The organism is Lactococcus taiwanensis, from assembly GCF_014905395.1.
Lineage (GTDB): Bacteria > Bacillota > Bacilli > Lactobacillales > Streptococcaceae > Lactococcus > Lactococcus taiwanensis.
Window position 1 is genome coordinate 47,139 of record NZ_BNDT01000007.1, and the last position, 18,304, is coordinate 65,442.

The 18,304-nt window shown below is 39.2% G+C and carries 18 protein-coding genes; 3 read left to right on the forward strand and 15 right to left on the reverse strand.

Annotated elements, in window-relative coordinates; genetic code table 11:
- The 3 genes from JKP71_RS08525 to JKP71_RS08535 form a co-directional block, all read right to left on the reverse strand.
- Entirely contained in the window at nt 1-669 is a 669-nt protein-coding gene (locus JKP71_RS08525) for a hypothetical protein (RefSeq protein WP_200407699.1), read from the reverse strand.
- Nucleotides 670-776: 107 nt separating this feature from the next.
- Nucleotides 777-1,661, reverse strand: a complete 885-nt coding sequence (gene miaA, locus JKP71_RS08530; RefSeq protein WP_200407700.1) for a tRNA (adenosine(37)-N6)-dimethylallyltransferase MiaA — start codon at nt 1,659-1,661, stop codon at nt 777-779.
- A gap of 132 nt (nt 1,662-1,793) precedes the next feature.
- Nucleotides 1,794-2,459, reverse strand: a complete 666-nt coding sequence (locus tag JKP71_RS08535; protein ID WP_075524470.1) for a YitT family protein — start codon at nt 2,457-2,459, stop codon at nt 1,794-1,796.
- A gap of 196 nt (nt 2,460-2,655) precedes the next feature.
- Between JKP71_RS08535 and JKP71_RS08540 the strand changes: the two genes are divergently transcribed.
- Together JKP71_RS08540 and JKP71_RS08545 are read left to right on the forward strand one after the other, a co-directional pair.
- On the forward strand, nt 2,656-2,841 hold the full coding sequence (locus JKP71_RS08540) for a DUF3042 family protein (protein WP_075524469.1): 186 nt from the start codon (nt 2,656-2,658) through the stop codon (nt 2,839-2,841).
- 44 nt (nt 2,842-2,885) lie between these two features.
- Nucleotides 2,886-3,059 carry a DUF3042 family protein gene (locus JKP71_RS08545; protein ID WP_075524468.1) on the forward strand — a complete coding sequence of 58 codons (174 nt, stop codon included), beginning with the start codon at nt 2,886-2,888 and terminating at the stop codon, nt 3,057-3,059.
- Nucleotides 3,060-3,109: 50 nt separating this feature from the next.
- Here the strand turns inward: JKP71_RS08545 and JKP71_RS08550 are convergent, their stop codons facing one another.
- The 10 genes from JKP71_RS08550 to JKP71_RS08595 all read right to left on the reverse strand — a co-directional run bounded on the left by JKP71_RS08550 (nt 3,110) and on the right by JKP71_RS08595 (nt 15,653).
- Entirely contained in the window at nt 3,110-4,450 is a 1,341-nt protein-coding gene (locus tag JKP71_RS08550) for a M20 family metallopeptidase (protein ID WP_200407701.1), read from the reverse strand.
- Nucleotides 4,451-4,484: 34 nt separating this feature from the next.
- The gene (locus tag JKP71_RS08555; RefSeq protein ID WP_075524466.1) at nt 4,485-6,005 is read right to left on the reverse strand and encodes a YfcC family protein; all 1,521 of its coding nucleotides are present in this window, start codon (nt 6,003-6,005) and stop codon (nt 4,485-4,487) included.
- Nucleotides 6,006-6,158: 153 nt separating this feature from the next.
- The gene (locus tag JKP71_RS08560) at nt 6,159-8,180 is read right to left on the reverse strand and encodes a KUP/HAK/KT family potassium transporter (RefSeq protein ID WP_075524465.1); all 2,022 of its coding nucleotides are present in this window, start codon (nt 8,178-8,180) and stop codon (nt 6,159-6,161) included.
- A gap of 264 nt (nt 8,181-8,444) precedes the next feature.
- Nucleotides 8,445-10,532 carry a DUF3329 domain-containing protein gene (locus tag JKP71_RS08565; RefSeq protein ID WP_200407702.1) on the reverse strand — a complete coding sequence of 696 codons (2,088 nt, stop codon included), beginning with the start codon at nt 10,530-10,532 and terminating at the stop codon, nt 8,445-8,447.
- Nucleotides 10,533-10,804: 272 nt separating this feature from the next.
- Nucleotides 10,805-12,223 (reverse strand): NADP-dependent phosphogluconate dehydrogenase, encoded by a 1,419-nt coding sequence (gene gnd, locus JKP71_RS08570; protein ID WP_200407703.1) that lies wholly within the window; start codon nt 12,221-12,223, stop codon nt 10,805-10,807.
- Between the two features lie 129 nt (nt 12,224-12,352).
- Nucleotides 12,353-12,949 carry a YtxH domain-containing protein gene (locus JKP71_RS08575; RefSeq protein WP_075524462.1) on the reverse strand — a complete coding sequence of 199 codons (597 nt, stop codon included), beginning with the start codon at nt 12,947-12,949 and terminating at the stop codon, nt 12,353-12,355.
- A 26-nt stretch (nt 12,950-12,975) separates the two neighbouring features.
- On the reverse strand, nt 12,976-13,395 hold the full coding sequence (locus tag JKP71_RS08580; RefSeq protein WP_200407704.1) for a DUF948 domain-containing protein: 420 nt from the start codon (nt 13,393-13,395) through the stop codon (nt 12,976-12,978).
- Between the two features lie 157 nt (nt 13,396-13,552).
- The gene (lgt, locus tag JKP71_RS08585) at nt 13,553-14,350 is read right to left on the reverse strand and encodes a prolipoprotein diacylglyceryl transferase (protein ID WP_200407705.1); all 798 of its coding nucleotides are present in this window, start codon (nt 14,348-14,350) and stop codon (nt 13,553-13,555) included.
- A 78-nt stretch (nt 14,351-14,428) separates the two neighbouring features.
- Nucleotides 14,429-15,361 (reverse strand): HPr(Ser) kinase/phosphatase, encoded by a 933-nt coding sequence (hprK, locus tag JKP71_RS08590; RefSeq protein WP_075524459.1) that lies wholly within the window; start codon nt 15,359-15,361, stop codon nt 14,429-14,431.
- A gap of 115 nt (nt 15,362-15,476) precedes the next feature.
- Nucleotides 15,477-15,653 carry a DUF3272 family protein gene (locus tag JKP71_RS08595; protein WP_075524458.1) on the reverse strand — a complete coding sequence of 59 codons (177 nt, stop codon included), beginning with the start codon at nt 15,651-15,653 and terminating at the stop codon, nt 15,477-15,479.
- A 133-nt stretch (nt 15,654-15,786) separates the two neighbouring features.
- On the opposite strand from JKP71_RS08595, the gene JKP71_RS08600 reads away from it, so the two are divergent.
- A complete protein-coding gene (locus tag JKP71_RS08600) occupies nt 15,787-16,233 on the forward strand; it encodes a GtrA family protein (RefSeq protein ID WP_200407706.1) in 447 nt (148 codons plus the stop codon).
- Between the two features lie 28 nt (nt 16,234-16,261).
- Here JKP71_RS08600 and JKP71_RS08605 read toward each other — a convergent pair whose 3' ends face one another.
- Both JKP71_RS08605 and JKP71_RS08610 read right to left on the reverse strand, forming a co-directional pair.
- Nucleotides 16,262-17,161, reverse strand: coding sequence for a YihY/virulence factor BrkB family protein (locus JKP71_RS08605; RefSeq protein WP_075524456.1), 900 nt, complete (start codon nt 17,159-17,161; stop codon nt 16,262-16,264).
- Nucleotides 17,162-17,259: 98 nt separating this feature from the next.
- On the reverse strand, nt 17,260-18,114 hold the full coding sequence (locus tag JKP71_RS08610; protein ID WP_200407707.1) for a methionyl aminopeptidase: 855 nt from the start codon (nt 18,112-18,114) through the stop codon (nt 17,260-17,262).
- Between the last annotated feature and the right edge of the window lie 190 nt (nt 18,115-18,304).

Here is an 18,304-nt window from a genome sequence, read left to right on the forward strand (position 1 = left end):
TTACATTCCCTTTGTAATATATACAAAGTGCTTGCGTCCATCTCGACCAAAGCGTAAGGGGCTTAAAAAGCCAATTTGTTGTGCCTGCTCTAGTAAATCTTCCACATTATAGCCTGATAAGCGGATGTATTCATCATTTTCTGACAAGTCTGTCAGTGGAGAGGCTTCTTTAAAATCGACGAATTCACTCTCAAACTTTGCTGGTCTCATCGTGATGCGCTCCCCATTTTTTTCAAGGAGGTAGTGAGGAAAAATTTGAGCCAGTTCAAAAAGAAGTTCGTCGGTAATTTTTACGGGAAATTCACTAAAAATGACGGCTTCTTCCTCTTTGTTTTTGTAGCAAAAACCAAATGATTTTCCTGAAAGATTCAAGCGGATAAAGCGGAAATTTTCCGTGCCAGCTTTTCCCTCCAAGTGAAAATCAGGTTTTTCCTCAAAAATATCAAGTGCACAAGACAGCTCAAAAAAGTAATCTGTCGCATCTTTTGGAGAACGTTTTTGATAAAGTTCAGCGAAATAGGCGTTCAGTACAGAGGCTGGTGGAGTGACTAACAAACGTTTGTCTGAAAGTGTCGTCAAACTAGCCAACCGATTTTCCAGAAAAACACGATCTTGCGCCATGAATCCTCCGTATTTCATCGCTAAATCCAACCACTTTTTATCATTCATCTTTACATTTTCCTCTTTTTCCTAAAAATATTACTGACAGCCCTGTCAGTAACTTATTAATTTCTCATTTTCATTCTGTTTCATTATAACATTTTTCGGGACGGGCGTCAGTTCAAAAAAGCATCTACCTGATCAAGAATATTCGCTGGATAACCCGCTTCAAAAACAACAAAAAATTCAACAGCCATCCGGTTTTTAAACCACGTCAGCTGACGCTTAGCATACCGTCTTGAATTACGTTTAACCAACTCAACAGCTTCGTCTAATGTTGCTTCTCCTTGAAAATAAGGGAAAAATTCCTTATAGCCAATTCCTTTTGCGGCTTGGGCTTGAGGGGCTTTCTCAAAAAGACGACGTGCTTCATTTAACAAGCCTTCACTAAGCATTTGATCAACACGACGGTTAATCCGATCATAGAGGATTTCTCGTTTTGCGTTAAGACCAATCAAATGAAACTCATAAGCAGAGCCTTTATTTTCATCTTTAACGCCAAACTCTGCTCGCTCCAAAGCCCGTACTGCTCGTCGACGATTCAGTTCGGGAATATTGAGTCCTAAGTTCGTCACCTTTTCAAAGAGTTGCGCATCGGAAAGGGTCTCTAATTGTTCACGCAGAGCCAGCATTGCCTCGTGATTTTCTTCGCCACCCAAGTGATACCCTTCCACCAATGCTTGAATATACAGCCCCGTTCCGCCCACAACGATTGGAACTTTTCCTCGCTCAATAATTGCTGCAATTGTTTCATTAGCAAGTGAAACAAAGTCATGTACCGAAAAATTTTCCTCCCAAGATCTTACATCGATCAAGTGATGAGGTGCAAGCAACTGTTCTTCTTTAGTCACTTTAGCTGTACCAATATCTAATCCCTGGTACACTTGTTGCGAATCACCCGAAATGATTTCGCCATTAAAACGCTGAGCAAGTTCTATTCCTAGAGCTGTTTTTCCGACTGCAGTGGGTCCGACAATTACTAAAACTTTATTATCTCTCATGAAGTTATCCGCTTATTCATTTCTATCAATACTTTTCTCTATTATTTCAGATTTAAGACACAAATTCAAGCTTTGAAAGAATAAAAAAGTTACTGACAGCTCTGTCAGCAACTTTTGTACTTTTCTTATGCCTTAACTAGCGAAAACCTTACGATAAATTCGTTTCCCCCGATGCATCAGAAGCTGACGATATTCTGCTCGACCGACAATCAGAGTCATCTTACTAAAGATATAGCACGAAAGCAGAGTTACCGCAAAATTTGGTAAGGAAAGGAAAGTCAATAAGGAGACACTCAAGACCACCACATCGACCATAAATAAGACTTTATCTATTTTGAAATCCCACTGTTCTTCCAAAATTCGACCAAGTAAAATCGAACCTCCAAATGTCCCTTCTGAAATAATCACAAGTCCCGCACCAATCCCAGAGAGAATCCCATCCAATATTCCCGCAAAAATGACATGTGAAAACTGAAAGCCAGTCACTCCTAATGCTTCGTAAATCATCAACCACACACTCATCGAAAGGGCTCCAGGAACACTTAACAATAAGATTCGCCTCGGCAACAAACGTCCCCCAAAAGCAAAGAGTGGAATATTGACTAAAAAGAAAGTTAAAGCTGGGTTAATCCCGAAAACAAAATCCATAAGTACAGAAAATCCGGCCACCCCATTACTTGCTAAACGGTTTGGAATGACAAAAAGTTGGACAGAGAGCACGTAAAGCCCGACACCTACAATCAAAATGGCGAGGTCTCTCATAAACTTTTGATCTATTTTTACGCCCATTAGTTTCATATCTATTGCTACCTTCTTTCTATCTTAACTTAAATTGTTGTAACTTGTTATATGATATCACATGAACCTCTATCTTACCTTAACCAGTTAAGCATTTAGAAAATCACATTTTGCAACCGTTTCATTAGCGTTACTCTAAAAATTGAATTATAATAATATTAGAACGATTTCAATTTATAGATAAAGGAGACTACACATGAAGCACAAACTGATTAAAGGTTACCTCGTAGGTAAAGCTATCGAGATGACGATCGCAGGAGCCACTGTCCTCCTCGCAAAGAAAAAAGGGTGGATGCCTGAACATTCAGAAACACCTTCCAAAGCAGATTTTATTGCCCAAAAGAAAAAAGAGGCAGCACGCAAAAGGATCGCCCGTTTTTAAACGAATCCACTTCTCTCGATTATGTAAAGAAAAGGAGTCACTCTATGGATAAAAAAACATTTATCGCTGGCGTTTTAACAGGAAAAGCAACGACTTACCTAGCACTTGGTCTCGTCGCACTTGGTGTACATTATAAAGTCATAAATCCGCTCAAGAATAAAGCATTAAAAGTTGACAGTGGACGTAAGCGTGCGGCGCGCAAACGTATTGCTCCTTAGTAGAAATAAAAAAAACTTACGGGTTAATCCGTAAGTTTTTTATTTCTTTATTACTTACCCCATAAGCGATAAATTGCTTCTGCATAGATTTCCATTGTTTTACGAAGCTCTGCCACAGACCACTGTTCATTAGCTTGATGCATGTAGTCAGGACTGTCAGGGAACATTGCCCCAAAAGCCACACAATTTTTCATTGTACGCGCAAAAGTAGCTCCTCCGGAAACCATTGGTTCCGTCATGTCATTCGTGCAATCTCGATAAGTACTTAAAAGTGTACTTACTAACTCACTTTCTAAAGGAACATATAATGGTGCTAGCCAATCAAATTCTTTATACTCAAGTTGATATTGCGCAGCCTTATGACTTAATTTCTTGACTAACTCGTCTTTATTCACAGTCACTGGGATACGCATGTCTAAACCAATTTTCGTTGCTTCTTCTGTAATCACAAGTTCAGCAAAATTCATTGACAACTCACCAGAAGCTTCATCTTCAGTTTTTCCAACAACATTTTCTCCCGTTGCATTTTCTCCAACCAGTTTTCCAAGAAAGGAAAGAGGAGGAAAATCAAAGACATCACTCAAAGCTATTGCCAGACGGCTGACCGCATTAATCCCCTCCGGAGCATCCTTAGCATGCACACTTTTCCCATGAACCAGCAAGCCATTTTCTAATTTTTCATAACTAAAGCCATGCGCATCCAAAGCCTGTTGGACTTTTGAAAGTTGATGGGAAGCATAAGACGCTCGGTCAGGCACTACATTTAATGCACCACCGGCTCTTAAAGAAAATTCTGTTGTCCCTGGGCCGATAAGATGAGCCTGCAACAAGCCTTTCTCAGCATAAATCAAAGGGAACTCCGCATCTGGGGCAAAGCCCATCGTGATACTTTCTTCTTTTTCATTATATTTTTCTAAGCAGCGCCAAAGCGTTTCTTCATCCGTACCAAAAATGAAACGGATACGCCCTTCAAAGGCAACACCTGCATCCATCAAAGCCTTTACTGCAAATAAAGCAGCCATCGTAGGCCCTTTATCATCCTGGGTCCCTCGTCCAATGAGTAAGCCATCACGTTCAATCAGTTCAAAAGGATCTGTCTGCCACCCTGCTTGATCAGCCGCTGGGACAACATCCATATGACATAATAAGCCAAACAGCTGTTCTCCTTCACCTACTTCTGCGTAACCATAGTAACCCTCATCATCTTTAAAGGTTTTAAAACCAAGTGACGCGCAAAGTTTCAAAACCTCATCCAGAGCTGCCACTACTTTTGGTCCAAAAGGCTGACCAGGGCCTGCCTCATTTTCATTAAGGACCGACTCATGACTTACCAAAGTTTTTAAAGCAAGGACCGCCTGTTTTTGATGTTCATCAGTAACAAATGTTTTCATATTCTACTCCTTTTGTTAAGTTAATAACTTCAAATTATAACACCGCAGCAATACCAAGAATAACCATAATGACCACAAGTTGAATCACAATTAATTTTGCCATAAATTTCCACCACGTTCCGATATTAAAACGAGCAATTGCTAAAGCTCCCATGACCACCGCCGATGTTGGTGTAATCAAATTCAAAATACCCGACGCAGATTGATAAGCAGTAATTACCAAATCTTTAGAAACATTAGCAAACTCTCCCATAGGACCCATGATACCCATAGTTGCAGCCGCTAAACCAGAAGTGGAAGGGATTAAGAAACTCATCGGTAAATAAAAGAGGAAAGTTAAAATAATGAAGAGACTTGAAGAAAGCCCGCTCAATCCCTGCTCACCCCAGTGAAGAATCGTATCCGTAATCATTCCATTATTCATCACAACTTGTATTCCCCGTGCAACTGCTACTACAATGGCTACGCCAATCATATCAGAAGCACCAGCAAGAAATGACGCAATAAATTCTGATTCTTTCATGCGATAAACCACCGCTACAATGAGCGACATCACAATAAATAACATCGTGATTTCAGGAAAATACCACGTACCGAGCGGTGCCATATTTTTACCTAAAAGAACCCCGACCACTGGCAAACCTGATAACCAATCAGTAGCTGTATTGAAAAACGTAAAGTGTTTATTCAACATATCCCAAGGGATAAGCGAAATAATCATAATCGCAAAAGTTGCAAAGAAAATGCCATTGACCCACTTTTGTCGTGTAGTAATCTCTGCCTGACTTTCGATGGATTCGATATCAAAGTGTTTACGATCTGCTTCGCGGGTTTTATAAACTAATGATTTGGTCGGATCCTTTTCAATTTTTGAGGCATAACGCATAACATATATAATGGAAATTGCGGTCAAAACAATTAACATAATAAAGCGAAGACCAATTCCTTGCCCCATCGAAATCCCAACAGCATTGGAAGCCACACCCGTGGCAAATGGATTTACTGTGGAAGCCAAACATCCTACTTGAGAACCGACTAAAACAATGGCCACGGCTGTTACAGTATCGAAACCAACCGCAATCATTACTGGAATAATCAAAACATAAAAGGGTAGTGTTTCTTCTGCCATTCCATAAGTTGAGCCTCCCAAAGCAAACAGTGACATCAAGACAGGAATCAGTAATTTCTCGCGTCCTTTAAAACGCTTAACAATTGATGCTACTCCGGCATCCAAGGCACCAGTCTTATTCACAACACCTAAAAAGCCTCCTACCATGAGAATAAAGAAAGAGATAGGAATTGCGGCAGGAGTTGCAGGAATATTGCCATTAGCATCTATTCCCAACATTCCATTAACGGGTGCCATAAAAACATCCCAAAGCCCTTGAGGATTGGAAGCCACCTGTGTAAAAGATCCTGCGATGATGTTTCCCGCATCATCCACTTTATAGTGTCCTGCGGGAATAAACCAAGTCAGCACCGCTATAATTGCAATAATGATAAAAAGTATCGTATATGCTGATGGCATCTGAAACTTTTTCTTTTTCGCTTCCATAAGAAACCTCCCAAATATAATAATTAAAGCGTTAACATAATAATACTACACCTTTTTCTAATTTTTTTCAAATCTAAACATTAATAAATAACCTAAAAATTAAATAATCTTATCATAATATAAAAAAGAGAGTTTCTACGAACTCTTCTTTTTTTATATTTCATTAGTAGTGAAAATTTCTTTTTCATCTGCCCGATCTAAACGCTCATGAATTTCCAAATTACGAACGTCTGAAAGCACCAGAGGAACGGTTTCTACGGTGACCTCAGAGAACTGAAGTCCAAACCAGCGGATTGGTGAGGCCGTAATTCTCTTGATTTGTGCCTTGGTTTGAAGTACAAAACGTTCAAATCCCGGCATTTGACGTGCATTCATCAATTTTTCTTCAACGACTACAAAGCGGAAATCTCCCACTTTTCTACCTGGCGTAATACTATAATGCTGGTGCTGACGAGGTAAACGTCCTGACTCCATCAAGTCTGTGACAATCGTCCGTAGGTAACGAGGAACCTCTTGGCGCATCCGGAAACCTAAATAGAGATTGACACGAACAATAAAATCTGTTCCCATCATATCTACCTTATACTCTGACGTGTAGGGCTCATCAGTGACCTTAACATTCACAAACCAGTAACACTCTGCACGTTTAGGACGCTTGTCAAGAATAGAATACAAAATAGAGCGATCGATCCACTCATGGTCCATTTTGCTTGTCAAATAAACAACGTTTGTTTGATATAAATCATAGGATTCATCATGACGCAACGCATTGAGTTGATTCTTATAGTCATTAATATTGAGTGATTTGATATATTTTAAAACAATTTTATGCGATTTGCTCCAAATGAACATTACAAAGATGATCATCAAAGCTATCAGTACTACGATATAAGCACCTCGTAAGAATTGCACCAATGATGCTGCAAAGAAGGAACCTTCTATCATAAACAGGGCCAGTGAAATCACGGCCACCCCAATTTTAGGTATGCCCTTTTGAATAAGGAAATATGTCAATAAAGTCGTTGTCATTAACATTGTGATAGTAATGGCAAGACTGTAAGCTGCTTCCATATGTTCTGAGGTTTTAAAATAAAGAACAAAGAATGAAGTAGTTGCCCAAAGCGCAAAGTTAATAGCAGGAATATAAAGCTGTCCTAAACTTTGACCAGGATAATAAATTCTTAACAAAGGTAATAATTTGAGTCGAATAGCTTCTGAAACAAGTGTGAAAGAACCAGATATTAAAGCTTGAGAAGCTACAATTGCGGCTAGTGTTGAGAGGATAACCGCATAAACTACCAAGGGTTGTGGCAAAACAGCAAAGAAGGGGTTGAGTGATAAACTTTCGCCACGGTGTGACAATAACCATGCTCCTTGCCCACAGTAGGACAGGATAATACAGATTTTTACAAACGGCCAACTGACATAAATGTTTCCTCGACCGACGTGTCCTAAGTCCGAGTATAGTGCTTCTGCCCCCGTTGTAACGAGGAAAACTGAACCTAAAATAAAGAAACCTGCTTTGTTTTCAGGACTAAACAAGAGCTGAACTGCATAGTAAGGATTGATTGCTTTTAAAATAGACAAGTCTAAAAAAGAGTTTAATAAGCCACTAATACCGAGGAAACTGAACCATACAAACATTATCGGTCCAAAAAGCTTTCCTACTAAACTTGTCCCAAAACGTTGAATAAGAAACAAAAAGGCGAGGATAATCATGGTAGTAATGATTACAGCCGTTTGGTTGGAGTAAACATTCGCAAGATTAGGGACTCCCCTCAGCCCTTCAATTGCTGAGGTTACCGTAACAGCCGGAGTCAATGCTCCGTCAGCTAATAATGTTGCTCCACCAATCATCGCTGGAACAACGAGCCACTTTCTCATCCGACGAACAAGCGTGAATAGAGAGAAAATCCCACCCTCATGATGATTATCCGCCTTCAAGGCGATGAGCACATATTTGACCGTAGTAATGAGTGTCAATGTCCAAATGACAAGAGAAACTGCGCCTAATACGAAATTGACAGAGAGGTTTTCTAGACCACCTTGCCCTCGAACAATAGCTTGCATAGCATACAAAGGGCTCGTCCCAATGTCACCATAGACAATACCTAACGCAATAAGGAAGCCCGCAGATGTCGCTTTATTAAACGACTTATTGTTTGCATGACTCAATTTGAATTTCCTCAACTTTCTTCCGCCACAATGAGTGACTTTATAAAAAACAAACCTCAACTCAGGCTTATTTTTGATAACTACATTATAGCAGAAATTAAATGATTTAAGATGAAAAAACTGTCAAGATTATCACATAATACTACTTTTCCTTTAATAGGACATAACATAAAAAAATCGAACAATGAGTTCGATTTTTTTATGTGTTTTTGATTTCCTTCATAGCGCTTATCACTCTGCTCTTTTAATTATCAATTATGCATTTTACCTCATGCTTCTTTCTAAAAAGAAATCATAAACAAGTAAGAGCACAAGACCACTTCCTATGATAGATAGGAGTGTCAGTCGACTCCAATCTTTCCAAAAAGGAATCTTAGTCAAAATGAGAGTCCGATCCCATGAGCTATCTGCTTGAATAGACAAAGTTGTTATTTTTGAGCCATTTTTTTGATAGCCACGCGGTAATTGAATGGTGACGATTTGGTTCGTCAGCGCTTCAATATTTGCAGTGCTTACCGTTTTACCCTTGTTGTCATTAAAGAATATAGTAATGTTATGCAAGTCAGCTTTCACTTTAATATCAATCGTTTGTTCAGTGCTTTGATTGAATCTATAGACTTTTGGATTAGAAGCAAGCGTACGATAACCTTGTACGGAGGCATGAGAAATATCATAGGATTCATTATAAGGTGAAGTGATTCTTTCTGTTCCCACTATTTGCTTTGATTGAACATCAATATAGCGAATCAGCGCATTACGAAGCCAAGGCTTGGTTGAAGATAAATTATCATTATTTGGTTTAGGATTTTTTCCCATTTTCTTATTTTTAGAAATCAGGGAGGGATCTGTTTCTGTCTTGAGCACTGTTTGAGGCCCGATAGGAAAAAGCTTGGTCTGCAAACGCCCTAGATAACGTTTATAAAGTGAAACAATTCCCCTTACTAGGACAAAGTCTTGATTGGGTACCTTCTGTAAAGGCACCTGATTATCTAAATACACCTGTTTTAAACCATAGTATTGAGCAAACCATACATTTGCCCACTCCTTTTCAGGATGCTCACTTGCAACTAAATATGGTGTCCCATAATAGGGATTAAAAGAATTAGACGTGATAGGCATCCCAGGTACGCGTGCCACTGACTCGCCAGTCTTTTGAGCTTTTTGAGCAATACTTTGCGCTGTATAAAAATACTGATAAGATGATTTAACTTCTTTAAGATTATAGGCGTAACTTGGAATAGCTACAAACGCCATCACCAAAATAACAAGAAAAAGAGGAAGCTTTGTCCATATTTTTTGTAGCCGTAACTCTTGCCAAGCTTCAAGCATTAATAATAAAGCAGTAATAAATAAAATATTGCTAACAAACCAAAGTCGTGCTGGGGTGATCGGTGATGCTATAATAGCGACACATCCTACTAAACCAGAGCCAAAAAAGAAGAAACTGGAGACAACTAAGCTTTCTACGGTATCTTCCCACTGCCTACGTCTTATAAAAAGTAAGCCGCTCAGGATAAGAAAAATCAAGATCAGATATCCCGAATAATGGATTGTTTCTGAAAAAACAACTTGTATTTGTTGCCAAAAACCTGCCGATTTACCATAATTTTGTGTTTCAGCTGAACCTGCCGAGAGGGAAACTTGAAGTACAAAACCGATGATTGCCCCAAGCACACCATATGCTTGTGTGAGGATTCCTTCACTCGGCGATTTTCTGAAATTGTAAACCATAAATAAAACAGCAACTAAGATCGCTGTGGCTCCACCAACTTCGTTAGTAAATCCTGCTAAAATCCCTAGTAGAAAAAGTCCAAAGCTCAGGGAGCGCTTTTTAATATCTTTATTGAAGCGAAAGGGAAGGAAAAAAGCGATAATAATCACTGTGGGCCAAAGGTAATTGGCTGTGCCACTTGCCCAGAGAACTGTCGTGCCCATGCCAGGTATAAAGAACCACATTAATAAAAAGGTTAATAGCAAATGAAGAGGCTTGAATATCGCACTCCTCCCGCTAACAAGAATATTTAGCAGCAAACCTACTAAAGCATAAATCGCCGCATTGAAAATATTAAAAATTCCTTTTGGAAGTTGCATGGCAAAAATTTCAAATATGATTGAAGTCATGCGTGCATTCCATATGGACATGTGAGTATAAACTGCCGAAACAAAATCCCATAAATTATGATAAGGTCTCAAATGTTCAGTCGGCCAAGCTCCTGCATAGACAAAATGGTAAAGAAAATCATCTCCCGTGTATCCCGAAAATTGATTTAAATTCAACATAAACATAAAAGTACTAAAGAGAACCACGGTACTGGCTAATGCAAGAAAAATAGGATAGCGTCGTTTATTCATCTCTTCGTCATCCTTACACCAGTCAATATGAAGAGATTGATCTCTCTAGTCCATAGCCTTCTATTAAGGCACTTTCCATATAGCATTTTATTCAATCCTCCGAAATATGTATTATTGCTTTAACATTATACTACGTTTTTAAAGAAACTCCTAAAATTTTCTAAATAATGAAAGAGGACTTCTGCTCCTTACACTAAAAAACACAGCAAAGCTGCTGTATTTTTTAGTGTAAATTTTGATATGATTTCCCAAGCTATCTGCCTGTTAAAATCTTAATCTTCTGTATACCAGTCGTAGTGGAAGGTTCCTGCCTTGTCATTACGCTCGTAAGTATGCGCACCGAAATAGTCACGTTGAGCTTGGATGAGGTTCGCTGGCAGGTTTGCTGAACGATAGCTATCGTAGTAGCTAATTGCTGAAGTGAAGGTTGGTACAGGAATTCCTGCTTGAACAGCGAGTGTTACAACGTCACGAACTGATTCTTGATAACGTTTTGTGATGTCTACAAAGTAGTCATCAAGCAAAAGATTCTCAAGGTTCTTATTTTTGTTGAATGCATCTGTAATGTTTTGGAGGAATTCAGCACGAATGATACATCCTGCACGCCAGATTTGTGCGATAGTTGCGTAAGGAAGATCCCAATCGTATTCTTTAGAAGCTTGGCGAAGTTGAGCAAAGCCTTGCGCATATGACATGATTTTAGAGAAATAAAGCGCTTTGCGAATTTTTTCTACGATTTCAGCCTTATCGCCTGTGAAGTTTGCTGCTGGACCTGACAAGACTTGACTTGCTTTGACGCGTTCGTCTTTATAAGTTGAGATGAAGCGTGCAAAGACTGATTCAGTAATCAGCGGAAGAGGAACTCCGAGATCAAGGGAACTTTGAGAAGTCCATTTACCAGTTCCTTTATTTCCTGCTTTATCAAGAATTTTATCTACGATGTAGCCTTCGCCTTCATCATCTTTACGTTTCAAGACTTCTTTAGTAATTTCGATGAGGTAACTATCAAGTTCGCCTTCGTTCCATTCTTCAAAAATCGCTTGAATTTCAGCGTTATCCAAACCAAGCACACGTTTCAAGAGGTCGTAGGATTCCGCAATCAATTGCATGTCGCCATATTCAATTCCATTATGTACCATTTTTACATAATGACCAGCACCATTAGGGCCCATATAAGCGACACAAGGTTTACCATCTTGTGGTGCTTTCCCTGCGATTTGTTCAAAAATGGGTGCAATAAGATCATAAGCTTCTTTTTGTCCACCAGGCATGATAGATGGGCCTTCAAGTGCACCTTTTTCTCCACCTGAAACGCCCGTACCAATGAAGTTAATGCCAGAATCTGCAAGTTCTGCATTACGACGCATTGTATCAGGGAAATGAGTGTTTCCCCCATCAATGAGGATATCTCCTTTATCCAAGTGGGGAAGGAGAGATTTGATTGTGGCATCTGTTGCTGCTCCAGCTTGAACCATCAACATGATACGACGTGGTTTTTCAATTGTTGCAACAAATTCTTCAACTGTTTTTGTCAAGACAAAATTTTTGTCTGGGTGCTCTGCAACAACTTCTTCTGTTTTTGAGGTTGTACGATTGAAAAGGGCAACGGTGTAGCCACGTGATTCAACATTAAGGGCTAGGTTTTTCCCCATTACTGCCATACCAACAACACCAAAGTTTGCTTGTGCCATTTAAAAATCCTCCGGATTATTCTTTTATTTATAGACTACTCTAGTATAACGCAATTTTTTTCCAATTGCCACATTTATGTATGTAAATTATTTACATTAAAAAAGCTACCAGAGGCAGCTTTCTAATTTTTACCACTTTTCACTCGGATGGTTCGTCAATTCTTTCGCTTTTTCAGCAATTTTATTGGCTTCTTCTGCTAAAGGCTCAGTGTCAAGCGCTTGTGCACTATCATTGAGCTTTTCTTTAATTGTATCACTTGCTTCATCTTCTTTGTCTTTAAACTGAGCAACAACTTGAGCCACTTCATCAGCCATTTCTGATTCATCTTCATCAAAAAGCTCTTCGCCACTTTCTTTCATAGCATTGAGTTTATCCATAATTGCTTCGCGTGTTTCATTGAAAAAGTCAACTACAGTATCTTTTGAAAGCTCACCTGAATCTACTTTGTCTTTGATCATGTCACGCTTAGCCATCAAATATTCTTTCGCTTTTTCGGCTGAAATTTCACCTGAATCAAACTTTTCTTTGATTTCATTGAATTTATCGGCTGAAAAATCCACTGCATTATCTTTTAGGACATTGAGCGTCTCTTGGGGGTTTTCTTTGAAATCATCATAGATTTTTCCTGCTTCTTCACGAAGCTCGCTTCCTTTTTTAGGAGCGAGAAAAAGTGCTGCAGCGGCCCCGACGAGGGCTCCAACGAGAAATCCTGTTTTCTTAGACATAGCATAGTTCCTTTCTGTTTTGGACATTATTGACTGGGTTGTTTCGCCGCTTTCTTATCCTTTTTAACAAAGAATTTTTTGGCTGTTTTAGCAAGAACGACAGCTGAAGCTGCACTGGTTTTCCGCCCCGTTGAGGTTCTATTGAGGCGCCCAACAAGATTACGGCTTGAGGTATTGATATCTGAAACACTGACAGATAAATCAGCCACAGCGGTAAATAAGGGATCGATTGTGGCTACTTTTCCGTTTACATCTTCAAGCAAAGTGTTAGCTTTTGCCATAATATCATCTGCCTGATGAAGTAAAACATCTACGTCACTTGAAACGAGCTTAACCGTACGGTTTGCTTCCTCCACTACTTTTGAGACTTTGTGCAAGACAATGACTAAAAAGATAACTAGTATAGCGAAAGCAATCGCGATGATGAGTAATGCAATATTTCCCACGTTTCCTCCTTTTTAGGGTAGTTAAACTTTACCCCTTCAATCACATTTCATTTTAATGAAAGCGATTCTTTTTTAACTTATTATAACAAATTATTCATTTTATTTCTAATATAACTTGCTGAAAAATTTAAACAACTAAAAAACTGCCTAGGGCAGTTTAATTGAGATTTTCTTGCTTTTTTAACCGCCGCTGGATAAACAATGCACCACCTACAATTACGAGTAGAACAGAAAGCCACTGTGACACTCTAACGGGACCTAACATAAGGCTGTCAGTGCGCATCCCTTCGACAGTAAATCTCACTAGACCATACCATACTAAGTAAAAACTGAAGATATCCCCACGTTTTAAACCTTTTAGGCGGTGTCGTAAGAGAATAACCAGAAGGAAACCTGTCAATGTTCCAATACTTTCAAAAAGAAAGGTCGGCATTCGATAGTGCCCATCAATAAACATCTGATTTCTGATGAATAAAGGAAGACCGTTTAGGTTTGAGACGACTTTACCGTAGGCCTCTTGATTAACAAAGTTTCCCCAGCGCCCTAGCGCTTGAGCAAGAAAGACACCTGGAATCGTAATATCTAAGAGGTCCAAGGGATTAATCATGCGATAATAACAAAAGATGAAAAGTACAATGGCACCCGCAATAAGACTACCGTAAATTGCTCCGCCGCCATCCCACATTGCAATAATCTGCTCTGGATGCTGACTATAGTAGGACCACTCAAAAATAACATAATAGGCACGCGCACCAACTATACCTATCGGAAAGGCAAAAAGAACAAAATCAATGACATCATCACTTGTAATTTGACGTCGGGGAGCTTCTTTACAAGCCAACCATACGGCAATTGCTACGCCAGTTACAATAAAAATGGCATACCAGTGAATAGCTAGCGGACCTAGATGGAGCGCTATTTTATCAATGGCTAAAAAAGGAAAAAGATTATTCATAGTTTATTTTATTTTCTTGACTGACAAGTCTGTCAGTACTTTTTAGTTGACTGACAGGCTTGTCAGTAAGTGTTGAGCTTAGTCTTCTTCTTTGTTTTGACTAATGAGATTAGTGAGGCGATCTTCAAAAGTTTTGGTAGCATCAAAGCCCATTTGTTTAGCCCTAAAATTCATGACCGCCGCTTCAACAATGACAGATACATTCCGTCCTGTTTTTACAGGAATACGTGTTTGAGGAAGTTCAACGTCAGAAAAAGAAACGATGGCTGGCGCATTTCCTAAACGATCAAAATCTTTACTGGTGTCGTAATATTCAAGATAGATGGCCATATCGATATCAGTTGCATCTTTGACAGCCCCAGCACCAAAAAGGCTCATTACGTCAATAATCCCAACACCGCGAATTTCAATCATATTTCGCAAAATTTCGGCTGGTTCACCTGCTAAGGTAAAGGCATCACGTTGGAAAACGTCCACCCGATCATCAGCCACAAGACGGTGTCCACGCTTGACTAATTCAAGACCGGTTTCAGACTTACCAATGCCGCTAGCGCCTTGGATCAGAACCCCTACACCAAAAATATCCATCAGTACCCCATGAACAGTTGTTCGTTCTGCTAATTTTTCATCTAAGAAGGAGGTCAAAACGGAGTTGAGTCGACTTGTCGCTTCACGGGATTGCAAAAGCACGATATCAGACTTTTTGGCTGCTGCAACCATTTCACTCGGTATCTCTAAATTACGCGCGACAATGACAACTGGTGTTTCAGGTGCCATGACTTTTTTAAGCAAGTCGTAGCGATTATCCCCTACAACAGTCATCATATAAGACCACTCTTTCATCCCAAAAAGCTGAATGCGTTCGGGGGTAAAGTAATCAAAATATCCTGCCATTTCAAGCCCAGGGCGCATAATCTCGGAAGTGGTAATCTCCTTTTTTAGCGCGGTCTCTGTAGAATAAATTACGTGAAAATGAATTTTGTCAATAAGCTCTTGGACTGAAACTCCCATTTTTCTTTCTCCTGTTACTCTTACTTACTGATAGCGCTGTCAGTTAAAAAATAGAATTTTCCCACCTGTAAGCTGTCAGTTTTTTAGTTATCTATTATAAAACCGAGCAGAAAAATTAGATTTTCATTTCTCGGATCAGTTTATCAAGTCTATAAGCTAGCCAAATGCGTCGTACAAGCAGCACTCCAAAGAAGCTAGCAAAAAACCAGTCACCTGAAAGGAACGTCCAGCTGAAAATCCAAGCTTCAATGACTGTTCCAATCATAAAAGAATAAAATCGTTGTTTAGGCATGCCTCTATTATGACATTTTTAAGTAAAGGATGTCAACGCATAACGCGCCTTTTTGAGGTGCAAAAAGGGCAACCCACTTTTCCTTGTTTTATTCAAGTTCCCGCTCTTTCTTCTTTTTTGATATAATGACTTTATGAAAAAGCTTAAATATTTTCTTCAATCTGAAACGCTACGCTACATCATCTTCGGAGTACTCGCTACAGCTGTCTATGCCCTAGTCAAATGGCTGAGTTGGCAAGCTTGGCATTCTGGTTGGGCCTCAGAAACTGTCGCTCAATCTTGTAGTATCCTTTTTGCCTTTGTTACCAATAAAATTTTTGTCTTTCATCATAAGTCTGACCAACTTCTGCGCGATTTTATTAGTTTTGTATCGGGTCGTATCGTATTGCTGTTGCTGGCAATTGTTATTAACTGGTGGTTTGTCGACCAACATCCGCAGCTTCTCATGAACCTTTTTGGTCTCTCTAAGAATCGTATGGTTGCTGAATTGAACGTCTTTATTCAAGTCCTCACAATTGTCCTTAATTATCTTTATTCGAAATTTTTTGTCTTTAAAAATAAAAAAAATTCAGCTTCGTAAGCTGAATTTTTTTTTACTGACCAGTCTGTCAGTCATTATTTCTAATTTCTTTAATAAATTCCACGATTTCTCCTCGACGAGTTTCAATTTTACCTAGCTGAGTTTTTTGGTAAACCGCATTTAAGATTGCCCCTATAATCAAGACTCGAGCAATAAAGATAAACCAGATCATAAGAGCAAACACCACCAAAGACCCAATCAGCTTTAGGTCATCAAGCTGATTTAAAGCAAAACTAACATACTTTGCAATAAAGTTTGTTAAAAACACTAAGACAAACGTAGAAAAAATTGTTCCTGGCATCGTGTATCTTAACTTCCTGATTTTAACATTTGGCAAGATGAAATAAAGCAGCATCAAAGATAGAAAGACAGCAACAGCAACAGCAGGTAGGGTCATGTTGTGTAGCGTTCGGTAGAGACTACGATCAAAAGGAAAGACTCGGTAAACTTGCTCTAGTATCAATTGTCCAAAGGTTGAAAGGACAATCGAAAAATATAAGAAGAGTAAAATAGCAAACCCCGAAGCCAAACCAATAATCCGACTGATAATAAAATCACGGTGGTTAAACACTTCATAGGCTTTATTCATTGACATCTGCAAAGCGGATAAGGCACGAGAAAAAGTCCAAAAACCAGCAAGTACAGAAACGGAAAGCAAACCAGTATTGCGTTGGCTCAGTAAGTTATTAACCACTGGCTCTACACCTTTATAAATATCATTAGGTAAGTTATTCGACAGAAAAACGAGCAAGCCTGAAGTGTCAATCTGTAAGAAAGGTAAAATATTTCCCACAATCAACACCAGAGGAAAGATCGCCAATAATAGGTAGTAAGCAACAGCGATGGATGAAAGACTCATTTCCGAGCTCTTGAAAAAAGTCATGAAAGTCCTGGTTAACTCACCAGCAGTTTGGATAATTTTCTTCATTTTTTCTTTCAATTCTGCACTTTCCTCACTTCTCCTCCTAGCCACAAGCAGTAGTCATCTAAAAACTACATTCGTACTCTGACCTTTCTCTTAAGGACTCAGTAAGTTCGTTCTTCACCTTGAGAAGTCAAAATTACTGGCCCATCTTTTGTTATCACAAACTGATGCTCATATTGGCAAGAGAGACTACCATCAAAAGTGACATATCCTCTTTCTCCATCATGGTCAATTTCCCAACCCCCAGTGTTAATCATTGGTTCAATGGTTAAGACCATTCCTTCACGTAAACGAAGGCCACGTCCAGCACGTCCGTAGTGGGGCACCATTGGTTCTTCATGCATGGTTGGTCCAACGCCATGTCCTACAAGGTCACGAACAACACCATAGCCACGACTTTCAGCATATTCTTGAATAGCGGCCCCAATATCACCAATACGGTTGCCTACTTTGGCTTGTTCAATTCCAAGATAGAGACATTCGCGGGTCACATCCATCAAGTTTTTTACTTCGTCAGAAACTTCACCTACAGCATAAGCCCAGCAAGAGTCAGCAACGCCACCGCGGAATTCTTCTTGATATTTAACCATTGATTTGGCATCGTCAAAATTAAGTTTTGAAACATCAACAGAACCATCTTCAACCAAACCAAGAACCATGTCCACCTTAATCAAATCACCCTCTTTAAGAACTTGATGACGTGGAAATGCGTGAGCCACTTCATCATTCAAGCAGCAGCAAGTCGCATAAGGGAATGGATTATAATTTCCTTCATCCACTCCAATTTGTAAAGGTAAAACATTTTTTTCTTTACAAACTTTGCGGACATATTCTTCAATTTCCCACATGTCAATCCCTGGTTTAATCAGTTCTCGCAGTCCAATGTGGATATCCGCAAGGATTTTACTAGAGCGTTCCATTTGTTCGATTTCACGTTGCGATTTTAGAGTAATCAATTTTTTCTTTCCTTTATACTTAAATTATTTATTTGAAGTGTTTCATACTTCGCCAGAGGATAAATTAAGATTTACCCCAGCCACTGAATCTCTCGAAGATAGTATTTATCGCTTTATTTCCAGAGATTTCCTCCGACAATCATGAACCTTTTCAAAATCTGCTTGATGTTAAATACACTCTATTTTAACA